This window comes from Streptomyces sp. SID14478 (assembly GCF_010548525.1).
Lineage (GTDB): Bacteria > Actinomycetota > Actinomycetes > Streptomycetales > Streptomycetaceae > Streptomyces.
In genome coordinates, this window is record NZ_JAAGMG010001220.1 from 1 (window position 1) to 11,902 (window position 11,902).

At 70.1% G+C, this 11,902-nt stretch carries 9 protein-coding genes; 2 read left to right on the top strand and 7 right to left on the bottom strand.

Annotated features, from left to right (window positions below):
- Positions 1-84: 84 nt before the first annotated feature.
- From G3I40_RS38945 to G3I40_RS38965, 5 genes are read right to left on the bottom strand one after another with little or no spacing between them, the layout of a single operon-like run.
- Positions 85-1,416 (bottom strand): glycoside hydrolase family 27 protein, encoded by a 1,332-nt coding sequence (locus tag G3I40_RS38945; RefSeq protein WP_203645591.1) that lies wholly within the window; start codon positions 1,414-1,416, stop codon positions 85-87.
- A 29-nt stretch (positions 1,417-1,445) separates the two neighbouring features.
- Positions 1,446-2,285 carry a carbohydrate ABC transporter permease gene (locus G3I40_RS38950; protein ID WP_203645592.1) on the bottom strand — a complete coding sequence of 280 codons (840 nt, stop codon included), beginning with the start codon at positions 2,283-2,285 and terminating at the stop codon, positions 1,446-1,448.
- 3 nt (positions 2,286-2,288) lie between these two features.
- Positions 2,289-3,278, bottom strand: a complete 990-nt coding sequence (locus G3I40_RS38955; RefSeq protein WP_343245159.1) for a sugar ABC transporter permease — start codon at positions 3,276-3,278, stop codon at positions 2,289-2,291.
- A gap of 5 nt (positions 3,279-3,283) precedes the next feature.
- Positions 3,284-4,552 (bottom strand): sugar ABC transporter substrate-binding protein, encoded by a 1,269-nt coding sequence (locus tag G3I40_RS38960; protein ID WP_203645593.1) that lies wholly within the window; start codon positions 4,550-4,552, stop codon positions 3,284-3,286.
- 54 nt (positions 4,553-4,606) lie between these two features.
- The gene (locus G3I40_RS38965; protein WP_203645594.1) at positions 4,607-5,764 is read right to left on the bottom strand and encodes an ROK family transcriptional regulator; all 1,158 of its coding nucleotides are present in this window, start codon (positions 5,762-5,764) and stop codon (positions 4,607-4,609) included.
- A 73-nt stretch (positions 5,765-5,837) separates the two neighbouring features.
- Between G3I40_RS38965 and G3I40_RS38970 the strand changes: the two genes are divergently transcribed.
- Together G3I40_RS38970 and G3I40_RS38975 are read left to right on the top strand one after the other, a co-directional pair.
- Positions 5,838-7,895 carry an alpha-galactosidase gene (locus G3I40_RS38970; protein WP_164559538.1) on the top strand — a complete coding sequence of 686 codons (2,058 nt, stop codon included), beginning with the start codon at positions 5,838-5,840 and terminating at the stop codon, positions 7,893-7,895.
- Positions 7,896-8,013: 118 nt separating this feature from the next.
- Complete coding sequence (locus G3I40_RS38975; RefSeq protein WP_164559539.1) at positions 8,014-9,189, top strand: glycoside hydrolase family 88 protein; 1,176 nt, start codon at positions 8,014-8,016, stop codon at positions 9,187-9,189.
- A 6-nt stretch (positions 9,190-9,195) separates the two neighbouring features.
- On the opposite strand, the gene G3I40_RS38980 is transcribed toward G3I40_RS38975, so the two are convergent.
- Positions 9,196-9,924, bottom strand: coding sequence for an aspartate/glutamate racemase family protein (locus tag G3I40_RS38980; RefSeq protein ID WP_164559540.1), 729 nt, complete (start codon positions 9,922-9,924; stop codon positions 9,196-9,198).
- Positions 9,925-10,005: 81 nt separating this feature from the next.
- On the bottom strand, positions 10,006-11,496 hold the full coding sequence (locus G3I40_RS38985) for an NCS1 family nucleobase:cation symporter-1 (protein ID WP_164559541.1): 1,491 nt from the start codon (positions 11,494-11,496) through the stop codon (positions 10,006-10,008).
- Positions 11,497-11,902: the final 406 nt, after the last annotated feature.

Sequence of the window (11,902 nt, forward strand, 5' to 3'; positions counted from 1 at the left end):
GGCCCGGGGGCGTCGGACCGGGCCGACGGTCCCGGGCCGCGCGCACCGCCCCGTTCACCGTGCCCGGTCCGCCGGGCGGGCGGTTCAGGACAGCTTGATCAGGCGCGATCCGTGCGCGGGCACGGCCGGCGCGGTCCAGGAGCCGGAGGCGGCCGCGAGGTCCTTGCGGTCGACGAGGTCGCGCACCTTCCGGGTGCCGGACAGGCCGAGGTCCTTGAGGTCGACCTTGATGTCGGTGGCGGAGGAGCCGAGGTTGAAGACGCCGAGGTAGGTGGCGCCGCCGACCTTCTTCGTCCACACCTGCGTGTCGCCGGAGCGCACCTGGCGGGGCAGCACCGCGCTCTGGTCGACGGCGATGACCTCGGGGTTGGTGAGGATGGCCTTGGCCTTGTCGTCGAGGAAGTAGATGTCGCCGCCGACGTACAGCGGGGCCGACGCCATCGACCAGAACGACATGACGGTCTGCCGTTCGGTGTCGGTGAGCCCGTCCTGGAGCCCGCTGCCGGTGTTGTTGTTGATCGGCATGGAGTCGAGGTCGGCGAGGTAGCCGGGGGCGGACAGCTTGGGCAGCCACGCGGGCAGGTCGGTGAAGCGGTCGTCGACGGAGCTGGTCCAGCTGCTGGTGGTCTCGCAGTAGCACTCGACGTCGGTGTCGACGCGCACGCCGTTCGCGTGTCCCTTCAGGCCGTCCCCGGCGGCCAGGTCGACGGGCCAGGCGCTCGCGGTCAGCCACATGCTGCGGCCGCTGTGGTCGATGGCGGTGGACCACGCCTCGATGTCGTCGACGTTGTCCTTCGTCACGCCGTCGATCTTGATGAAGTCGACGCCCCAGGACGCGAACCGGGCCACGATCGAGTCGATGTAGGCCTGGGAGCAGGGGTTGCTCCAGTCGATCTTCCAGTTGCTCTCCCACTTGTTGGTGGGGGTCAGCGGCTTGACCACGATGTCCTGTGTGGTGCAGTCGGTACCGAGGATCGGCGCGTCCTTGTCGTACACGAACTTCTGGAGTCCGGCGCCGCCGTACAGGCCCAGCTTGAGGCCCTTGCCGTGGACGTAGTCGGAGAGCGCCGGCATGCCGCCGGGGAAGCGCTCGGGATCGGCGTTGGGGATGCCGTTGGCGTCCGAGTGGAAGTTCCAGTCGTAGTCGGCGTCCCAGCCGGCGTCGATGTTGAGGTTCTTGTACCCGGACGAGGACAGCTTGCTGCTGAGCGCGTCGGCGGCGTTCTTGATGTTGCCCTCGTTGAGCCAGTGCGTGCCGTAGCCGCTGCGCGTGGACGACTCCACGCTCCAACTGCTCCAGCCCATGAAGGGTTTGACGTAGGGGGTCCGTGCCTCGGCGGCGCCGGAGGGCAGTGCCAGGGCGAGCGGCAGCGCACACGCGGCGATCACGGCCGCGCGCCGGGTGGTTCTGATCACTGGAAGTACCTCCAGGGAAAAGGGGGGATTCAGGACTTGAGGCCGGACATCGCGATGCCCTGGACGATGTGGCGCTGGGCGACCAGGAACATGATCACGAGCGGCAGGATCGCCACGACCGTGCCCGCGAACAGCTCGGGCAGGTTCACGGTCTGGGACGTGAGGAAGCTGGACAGCGCGATCTGCACGGTCCAGCTGCTGGGGTCCTGGCCGATCATCAGCGGCCAGAGGAAGGAGTTCCACGCCTCGATGAAGGACAGCGCCCCGAGGGAGGCGATCATCGTGACCGAGTTGGGCAGGATGATCCGTCCGTAGACGCCGAGGTAGCTGAGGCCGTCGATGCGGCCCGCCTCCTCGATCTCCGCGGGGAAGGACAGGTAGAAGCTGCGGAAGAGGACGACGGCGAACGCGTTGAACAGGCCCGGCGCGATCAGCCCCCACATCGTGTTGACGCCGCCCATGGAGCCGACGACGACGAAGGTGGGCAGGAAGGTCACCGCCTGCGGGATCATCAGCGTCCCGACGATCAGCGCGAGGACGATCCCCCGGCCGGGCACGTGGATCCGGGCCAGCGCGTACCCCGCCATCGAGGCGAGCAGCGTCGACACGGGGGCCGAGATCACCGCGATCAGCAGGGAGTTGACGAGCGAGCGGCCGAACGGGCGCTCCGGGTTGTCGAACAGGGACGTGAAGTTGTCCCAGTTCAGCGAGGAGGGCAGCCAGTGCCAGTCGGTGGCGGTGACCTCCGGCGTCGTCATGAAGGCGTTGCGCAGCAGGACGTAGAACGGGATCAGGAAGACCACGGCCATCAGGCACAGGCCCAGGTAGGTGGCGGCGGAGCCGAGGACGCCGCCTCGCATACGGTTCATGGTTCAGTCCTTGTCGCGGGAGAACCCGAGGATCCGGCCCTGGAGCAGCGTGACCAGCACGATCAGGAGGGTCAGCAGGAAGGCACCGGCGGAGCCGACGCCGTAGTCCTGGTCCTGGAGGGCGACGCCGTACAGGTGCATGAGGGGCGTGCGCACGGGCTCGCTGCCCAGCGAGGCGCCGGTGGAGAAGATCGCGTAGAACTCGTCGAAGGCCTGGAGCGCGGCGATGAGCATCAACAGCAGGATCGCGACCGAGGTGTTGCGCAGCATGGGGAAGGTGATGCTGCGGAAGGTGCGCCAGGGGCCCGCGCCGTCGAGGGAGGCGGCCTCGTACAGGTGCGGCGGGATGGACTGGAGCCCGGCGATGAAGAGGATCATGTAGAGGCCGACCTGCAGCCACAGACGCAGCGTGACGAGCACGATCCAGTACAGGGGTGGGCTCTGGGTCTGGATCCAGGGGGTGGCGTCGGCGCCGAAGAGGGCGCCGAGCGTGTTCGCGAGGCCGGACGGCACCCCGCTGAACAGGGCCATCTTCCAGATCATCGCGGCGGCGACGTAACTGACCGCGGCCGGCAGCAGGAACGCCGTGCGGAAGAAGGCCCGGCCGCGCCGCACGCGGTTGACGAGGACGGCGAGGCCGAGGGACGCGGCGAAGGTGACGGGCACGATCATCGCCGTGAACAGCACGATCATCGTGAGCGAGTCGCGGAACCGCTCGTCGCTCAGCAGGTCCTTGTAGTTGTCGAGGCCGACCCATTTACCGAGGGAGATGGTGCGGCGGGCCTCGCTGAAGCTCAGCAGGAAGCTCCAGCCGATGGCGACGTAGCGGAAGAGCGCGAGGCCCAGCAGCATCGGTGCGGTCAGCACGACGAAGGCGAGGATCTTCGAACCCCGCTCGGTCAGGCGCCTGCGGCGCGGCGCCGTGGCGCGCGCCGGCCGGGGGGCGGCACTCTTGCGGTTCCCCCGCAAGGGCGTGGTGCCGGTGGCGGTCACGACGGTCAGCCCATCTGCTTGTCGAGGTCGGACTGCGCCTTGGACTGGGCCTTCTCGAGCGCCTTCCGCGGCGCCGAGCCCTTGGCGATGTCGGCCGCGGCGGCGATGAACCCGGCCTGCATGGCCTGCGTCCACTCGGCCGGGAAGGAGATGCCGTACTTGGTGCCGATGGTGACGGTGTCCTTCGCCGGGCCCTTGCTCAACTCCGGTGTCTTCGCGGCCACTTCGGTCTGCGGCGGCACGTGGAAGCCGTACTTGACGGCCCAGTCGATCTGGATGTCGGCCTGCTTGACCCACAGCCACTGGAGGTACTTCTTGGCCTCCACGACGTGCTTGCTCTTGGCGTTGACCGCCTGGGTCCAGCCGCCGAGCCGGGCGACGGGCGTGCCCGAGGAGTCGTAGGCCGGCCAGGGGGCGACCCCGAAGTCGTCGCCGAGCGCCTTCTCGACGACGGGCAGCGCCCACAGGCCGCACCACTGCATGGCGGCGGCGCCCTGGGTGAACGCGCCCGCGTCGTACCAGTCGGTGGTGAAGCCGAGCAGCACCGACTTGTCGGAGTGCAGGTCGCGCAGGCCGCCGATGGACGTGGCGGCGTCCGCGTAGACGACCTTCTTCCCGTCGATGAGGTCCTTGCGCTGGGACCAGGCCAGCAGGTACGGGCTGTCGCCGATGCCGTCGTTGCCTATGAACAGGCCCTTCACGTCACCGTCGGTCAACTTCTTGGCGGCGTCGGCGAGTTCGGCGAAGGTGGTGGGCACGCTGACGCCCGCCTTCTTCAGCATCGACTTGCGGTAGAAGAGCATCATGATGTCGTCGATGGTCTTCATGCCGTAGATCTTGCCGTCGACGGTGAGGTAGTCGAGGTCCGCCTTGACGAAGCCGCTCTTGGCGGCGCCGTACACGTCGTCGAGGGGTTCGAGCTGGCCCTTGCGGGCCATCTCGGCGCGGAAGTCGCCGAGTTCGAAGACGTCGGGAGCGTCGGCGCCGAGCAGCGCGGCGTTCAGCTTGGTCTCGTACTGGGAGGTGTCGGCGCCCCACACGACGTTGACCGCGATGTCCGGGTTGGCCTTGGTGAACTCCTCGGCGTACCGCTTCACCGCGGCCTGGGTGCCCTCCTCTCCGTACTGGTGGTACCACTGCGTGAGCGTGACCTTGGCGCCCTTGGCGGACGCGGTCTCCTGCGGGTTGCTGGAGCACGCGACGGCGGCGCCGGCGACGAACAGCAGGGACGTGCCGAGGAATCCCCGGCGGGACAGGGCGGAACGGGCGGTCATGACGAGGTCCTTCCGGGGACGGGGAGGTGCGGGAAGTCGGACGGTGGGCCGGTCTCAGGCGGTGAACAGTGACTGGATGCTGACGGCGGCGGCGCCGCGGGCCCATTCCTCCCAGGGCAGCGGGCGCACCACGAGCGGGCAGCGGGCGGCGGCCCCGAAGGCCTGGGTGGTGAAGGCGGCGCGGATCTGCTCCTCGAAGAGGTCGTACGCGGCCACGCCCTCGCCGGAGACGACGACCCGCTCGGGCCCGACCAGGTTGACCATGGCGGCGAGGCCGAGTCCGATGGCCTCGCCCGCCTCGTCGAACACGGCGCGCACGGCGGCGTCCCCGCCGTGGGCGCGGTCGATGGCTCCGGCCATGTCGAGGTCCGGGTCGCCGGCGGCACGCCGGGCGCGGGCGACGATGGCTTCCTCGGAGGCGATGGCCTCGACGCAGCCGCGGGCGCCGCAGTGGCAGTGGGGCCCGGTCCCGGCGGCGACCGGGATGTGGCCGATCTCGCCGGCCACGCCGTAACCCCCGGCCACCAGGCGGCCGTTGACGACGAGCGCGCAGCCGATGCCGACGCCGACCGTGGCCAGCGCGAAGGAGTCGGCGCCGACGCCCTCCCCGAACCACTGCTCGGCGACGGTGAGCGCCTTGACGTCGTTCTCCACGGTGACCGCCAACCCCGTTGCGGCGCCCACCAGTTCGGCCAGCGGGACGTCGTGCCAGCCGAGGAACGGCGAGTAGCGTACGACGCCGCCCGGCCGGTCCACGTCGCCCGAGACGGACACGCCGATGTGGTGGGTCCGCTCCGCGTGCGCGGGGGTCAGCTCCGCGACGAGCGCGGCGATGTCCCCTACGACCCGTTCGACGGACCGGTCGGTCACCGCGATCCGGTGGGCGATGCCGACGATCTGCGCCCTCAAGTCGGTGACCACGCCGATGAGTTCGTCGGCGGTGACCTTGACGCCCACGAAGAACTCCCGGTCGGGGCGGACCGCGAGGGGGTGTGCGGGGCGGCCCGCGCCCTCGACGGTCCGGGGGCCCTGCGGGAGTTCCTCCAGGTATCCGGCTTCGATCATCGGCTTGACCGCCTTGGTGACGGCGGCGGAGGACAGACCGGTGATCCGGGCGATCTCGGGGCGGACGACCGGGCCACGGGTGAGCACTGTCGTGAACACCGTGTTGGCCGCCGGGGACGCGAGCAGCTTCGCTCGGTTCAGCAACATGGGGGAAACGTAGGGGCAATAATTTCCTTCGTCAATATTTAAATTCAGGGATTTCGCCTCTAGGCTCCGGCTCATGTCTCAGGTGTCCTTCGACGAGCCCAGTCGCACGTTCCTGCTCACGACCCCCGCCTCCTCGTACGCGCTGCGCATCGGCGCGGACGACAGCCCACGGCACGTGCACTGGGGCGCCCCTCTCACCCTCGGCCAGGCCGCCGCGCTGCCCACCCACGACGGGGTGACCAGCAGCTTCGCCTCAACGGGCGGCGAGGAGCTGGCCGTTGAGGGCGGCGCCCGCTTCGGGGTGCCGTCGCTGCTCGTGCGCTACGCGGACGGGTCGCGGGGCATCGAGTGGGTCCACGAGGCTCACGAGATCGACGGCGGCCGGCTCGACCTGATGCTCCGCGACCGGCACTACCCGCTCGGCTGCACGCTGCACTACGCCGTCCACCCGGACAGCGACGTCGTCGAACGCTCCCTGACCTTGCACCACTTGGGCACCGACGACGAGGGGGACGAGCCGGTCGAGATCCTGCGCTGCGACGCCGCGAGCTGGTCCGTCCCGGCGGCGTCGGGCGTCCGGCTGAGCCACACGGTCGGCGAGTGGTCGGGCGAGACGAAACTGCGCCGCACCGAAGCCCCGTGCGCCGAGACCGTGTTCACCAGTCGGCGCGGCGTCTCCGGGCACTTCGGGAACCCGTGGGTGATGGTCGACGCGGGGGACGCGGACGAGGGGCACGGCGAGGTGTGGAGCATGGTCCTCGCCTGGTCGGGGAGTTGGCGGATCACCGCGCAACGCGACCACACGGGCGGCCCGTTCACCGTCACCGGGGGCGCCGGGCACGACGGTCTGGCCTGGCGCCTCCAGCCCGGCGAGATCCATCGGACGCCCGTGTTCGCGGGGCAGTTCAGCCGGGACGGCTTCGGTGCGGCCAGCCGCGGGTGGCACCGGTACGTCGCCGGGCACGTGCTGGCGCTGCCCGACGAGCCGCGCCCCGTGGTCTACAACAGCTGGGAGGCGACCGGCTGGGACGTCACGCCGCAGGGGCAACGGGCCCTGGCACAGCGCGCCGCGGAACTGGGCGTCGAGCTGTTCGTGGTGGACGACGGCTGGTTCGGACAGCGCACCAGCGACCGTGCCGGACTCGGCGACTGGCATCCGAACCCCGAGCGGTTCCCGCACGGACTCGGCCCGCTGGTCGAGGAGGTCCGGGGGCTCGGGATGCGCTTCGGCCTGTGGGTCGAGCCGGAGATGACCAACCCGGACAGCGACCTGTACCGCGAACACCCCGACTGGGTGCTGCACATGCCGCACCGGCGCCGTACCGAACTGCGCAACCAGCTGGTCCTGAACTTCGCCCGCCCCGAGGTCACCGAGTGGGCGTTCACATGGCTGGACCGGCTCGTGTCGGAGCACGCGATCGACTTCCTCAAGTGGGACATGAACAGGGCGCTCACGGAAGCGGGTTGGCCCGGCCACCCCGACGGCGAGCGCCTGTGGACCGACCACACCCGGGGCGTCTACGGGGTGCTCGACCGGCTGCGCCGCGCGCATCCCGGGCTGCGGATCGAGGGCTGCGCGGGCGGTGGCGGCCGGGCGGACCTCGGGATGCTGGCCCGCACCGACCAGATCTGGATCTCCGACAACACGGACGCGGACGACCGCATCGCCATCCAGCACGGTTACAGCCAGGTCTACCCGGCCCGCACCATGTCCGCCTGGGCCACCGACAGCCCCAATCCGCACACCCGGCGCTCCACCCCGCTGCGCTACCGCTTCCACGTCGCGATGGCCGGGGCGCTCGGCATCGGCGGCGACCTCTCGCGCTGGACCGCACCCGAACTGGCCGAGGCCCGCGAGCTGGTGGCGCTCTACAAGGAGATCCGCCCGGTGGTGCAGTTCGGCGAGCAGTACCGCCTGGACGACGCCGTGCAGTACCGGGCGGGCGAGAAGGTGGTGGTCATCGCCTGGGGCCGCGACCGTGCGCTGCGCCTGGCGGACCTGCACGGCGTCTACGTCGACGACGGGACCGGCGAGGAGCACTACGCCGCCACGCTGCTCACGCACGGCCTGCCGCTGCGGCTGCCCGCGGGCGACAGGCCGAGCACGGTGGTACGGCTCACCCGGCGCTGAACCCACTGCCGCACCATTGACGGCGTCCCGTCACACAGCGACCCTGTTACAGGTCAGTGAACCCAGAGCGCATACGTGAACAGAACTCCCTCGCACTCCCCCACCGTGAAGGAGACGCATGAAACGCCTGCACGCACTGTTGTTGGCGGGCACGCTGTCCGTCGGCGGCCTGACCACCCTGCCCGCCGCGGCCGCCGCCCCGGCCCCGTCCCCCACGACGCGGCCGGCCGCGCGCACCGACTGGTCGGCCGCGATGGTCGACTCGACGACGGCCCGCTACACGCCGGACACCATCGGCGGCTGGGACTACCCGGTCGGCCTCTACCTCTACGGCCAGTACCAGGTCTACCGGCGCACGCACGACGCGGACCTGCTCGCGTACATCAAGAGCTACGTCGACCGGTTCGTGGCGGACGACGGATCGATCGACCAGTCGTTCGACAGCCTGGACAGCATGCAGACCGGGCGGCTCCTCGTGGCCTTGCACCACGAGACCGGCGACGAGCGCTACCGGATCGCCGCGCGGCAGATCCGCGACCGCCTCGACACCTACCCGCGCACCTCCGACGGCGGCTTCTGGCACGCCGACTCGGACAGCCGCGCCCACCAACTGTGGGCGGACGGCGTCTACATGGTCAATCCGTTCCTCGTCGAGTACGGCAAGGAGTTCGGCGACGAGAAGTACGCCGACGACGAGGCCGCCGAGCAGCTGTACGTGTACGGCCGCCACCTCCAGGTCCCCGGCGGCCTCCTGAAGCACGCCTACGACGAGTCGGGCACCGCGTCCTGGGCCGACCCGGACACCGGTCTCGCCCCCGAGCACTGGTGCCGGGCCGTCGGCTGGTACTCCATGGCGCTCGTGAACGTCCTCGACGCGATCCCCGCCGACCAGCCGCGCAGGGCCGCCCTGGTGGACTCCCTCCGCAGGCTGGCCGACGGTCTGGAACGCACCCAGGACCCGGCGAGCGGCCGCTGGTTCCAGGTCATGGACAAGGGCGACCACGCGGACAACTGGACCGAGACGTCCTGCTCCAGCATGTTCACGTACGCCTTGTCACGCGGCGCCCAACAGGGCTACCTCGACCGGCACTTCGACGCGGTCGCGCAACGCGGTTACCGCGGCGTCCTGCAGAGGATCTCCGTCGGGGCGGACGGGCGGACGAACCTGACCGACATCTCCGTCGGCACGAACGTCGGCGACTACGCCTTCTACGTCGCGAGGCCCCGGGCCACCAACGACCTCCACGGGCTCGGCGCGTTCCTCCTCATGAACGAACAGCTCCGGGCCCGCTGAGCCGGCTCAACCGCCGATGTGCGGCGGCCAGTTCCTTATCTTCTTGTCGCGCGGCGCGGCGTACGTGCGCACCTTGGACGTGGTGAGCCCGAGCCGGACCAGCGACTCGGCGACGGTGACGGCCGCCGCGACACCGTCGACGACGGGCACGCCGGTGCGCTCCGTGACCCGCTCGGCGAGCCCGGACATCCCGCCGCAGCCCAGGCAGATCACCTCGGCCCGGTCGTCCTCGACGGCGCGCGCGGCCTCCTCGACGATCGCCTCGACGGCGGCGTCCGGGTCGCGTTCGAGGTCGAGGACGGCCATGCCGCTGGCCCGCACGGAGGCGCACCGGTCGGTGAGCCCGGCCAGCCTGAGCCGGTCCTCGATGAGCGGCACGGCCCGGTCGAGGGTGGTGACGACGGAGTAGCGGTGCCCGAGGTACTGGGCGGTGGAGGCGGCCGCCTCGGTGATGTCGACGACGGGTACGTCGAGGATCTCCTGGAGTCCCTCGCGCCCGTGCTCGCCGTACCCGGCCTGGATCACGGCGTCGAAGGGACCGGGGTAGGCGCGCACCGTCTCCATGACCGCGATGGCGGCGAGGTAGCTCTCGTAGTTGCCCTCGACGGACTCGGCCCCGAACGCCGGGGTGAGCGCGACGATCTCGGTGCCGGGCGCGGCGACGGCCCGCGCCTGCGCCCCGATGGCCTCGGTCATCGACTCGGTGGTGTTGACGTTGCAGACGAGTATGCGCATACCGGTGACTGTTGCTTTCTGTACGATGCCGCGCCCGTCAACTGCGGGCCCTGATAGGGGTATTGCCGTGTTGCGGGCGGCTCAGGCGGCGTCGACGGCGATCGCTTCGCCGTCCACGTCGCGCGGCGTGCGGCTGCGGTCGGCGAGGACCACGTAGAGCAGCGCCGCGAGCGCCGCACCGATGAACCAGGAGAAGCCGGAGACGGACGTGAAGGCCGGCACGAGGGCGACGACGACGGCCACCGCGGCGGCGGGACCGAAGGCGCCGACGGCCCGCAGGTGGAAGCCGGACCGGTAGTGGTAGTCGCCGTCGGCGGCGTCGGTGTAGAGGGCGGGGACGTTCACGCGGGTCCTGCGCACGAGCCAGTAGTCGGCCATGACGACGCCGAAGGCCGGGCCGAGCAGGGCGCCGAGGCCGCCGAGGAAGTAGTTGACGACGGTGGGGCTGTTGTAGAGGTTCCACGGCAGGATGACCAGGCCGATGGTGGCGCTGACCAGGCCCGCGCGGCGGAAGTCGAGCTTGCGCGGGAAGAGGTTGACCAGGGCGTAGATGGGGGCGACGAAGTTCGCCAGCAGGTTCACGGCGATGGTCAGCGTGAGGAAGGCGAGCGAGGCGAGCACCATCAGGGGCGTGCTGGGGATGGTGGCGACGATGTCCTCCGGCCCCGCGACGACGTGCCCGTCGAGCTTGAACTGGCCGCCGGACAGCACGACGACGATGCCCGCGAAGAAGAGCATGTTGAGCGGGATGCCCACGAGGTTGCCCGCGACGATGGCGCGGCGGCTCTTGGCGGAGCGGGTGAAGTCGCAGAAGTTCAGCACGAAGGTGCCGTAGATGACGACCCACAGGGCGGCGCTCTCCAGGATCTGCCGCCAGGCGCCCAGGCCGGTGGGCGCACTGCCGGTGGAGACGGCGATCGAGAGGTCCGTCTTCGTCAGGATCCACACGGCGAGCGCGCACATCGTGATCAGGATGGCGGGCGCGGCGAACGCCATGTACTTGCGGATCAACTCCATGCCGTAGCTGACGATCACGACCTGGATCACCCACAGCGCGAGGAAGGTGATCCAGCCGAGCGTCGACAGGCCGAGCACCGAGTTGTGGTCGAGCGAGGCGGCGCCCGGGGCGAGCTTCTTGACGACGGCGCGCAGCACCGAGGAGGCGAGGTACGTCTGGATGCCGAACCAGGCGATCGCGGTCGCGCCGCGCACCAGCGCCGGAATCTGTGCGCCCCGGATGCCGAACGCGATCCGGCTCATCACCGGGAACGGGACGCCGGTCTTGTGCCCCATGTAGCCGGAGAGCGTGAGCAGGCCGAACAGCAGCGCGGAGGCGATGGCGAAGGCGATGAGGATCTGCCAGACGCTCATGCCGAGCGCGAACAGGCCCATGGCGAAGGCGTAGTTGCCCAGGCTGTGCACGTCGTTGCCCCACAGCGTGAACACGTTGTACGCGCCCCAGCGCCGCCCTTCCCTACGGGTGGGGGCGAGGTCGGGACTGTAGAGACCTGGACTGGTCCCGTCCGGCGCACCGGCCGCGGCTGTGGAGGTCTGTTCGTGCACGGCGACCATGACGCGCTCCTAAAGTTTCCACATTGAGGAAGGTTTCTTCCTCTTCGCGGAGTGACGGTACGGATGTACCGAAAGTGCGGTCAATAGCCATTCGCAAAGATTGTGAGGATTCGACCTGCGCAACTCGCCCACAGAATCGGGCATTTGGCGCACGCCCTCCCGAGACGACCCGGCACTCCGACGTGTTTGGTATACCAATACGGGGTCCGGAGGGCATCCGTCAATGGAACAGGTCACTCCGAAGGCGACCACTCCAGAAGAAGCCAGGCCCGGTGCGGCACTTCCGCGTCGACGGTGAGGGTCCGTCCCGCACCGACGACCGGCACCTCGACGGGTGCGCCGAGCGGGGTCAGCAGCGTCGCCGTGGCGCCGGCCGCGTCCACCGGCGCGGGCAGGGTGACCAGGG

Bases quoted from the DNA above. Each gene is read 5' to 3' on its own strand.
- G3I40_RS38950 (WP_203645592.1), bottom strand. From the start codon at position 2,285: ATGAACCGTATGCGAGGCGGCGTCCTCGGCTCCGCCGCCACCTACCTG.
- G3I40_RS38960 (WP_203645593.1), bottom strand. From the start codon at position 4,552: ATGACCGCCCGTTCCGCCCTGTCCCGCCGGGGATTCCTCGGCACGTCC.
- G3I40_RS38965 (WP_203645594.1), bottom strand. From the start codon at position 5,764: ATGTTGCTGAACCGAGCGAAGCTGCTCGCGTCCCCGGCGGCCAACACG.
- G3I40_RS38970 (WP_164559538.1), top strand. From the start codon at position 5,838: ATGTCTCAGGTGTCCTTCGACGAGCCCAGTCGCACGTTCCTGCTCACG.
- G3I40_RS38975 (WP_164559539.1), top strand. From the start codon at position 8,014: ATGAAACGCCTGCACGCACTGTTGTTGGCGGGCACGCTGTCCGTCGGC.
- G3I40_RS38980 (WP_164559540.1), bottom strand. From the start codon at position 9,924: ATGCGCATACTCGTCTGCAACGTCAACACCACCGAGTCGATGACCGAG.
- G3I40_RS38985 (WP_164559541.1), bottom strand. From the start codon at position 11,496: ATGGTCGCCGTGCACGAACAGACCTCCACAGCCGCGGCCGGTGCGCCG.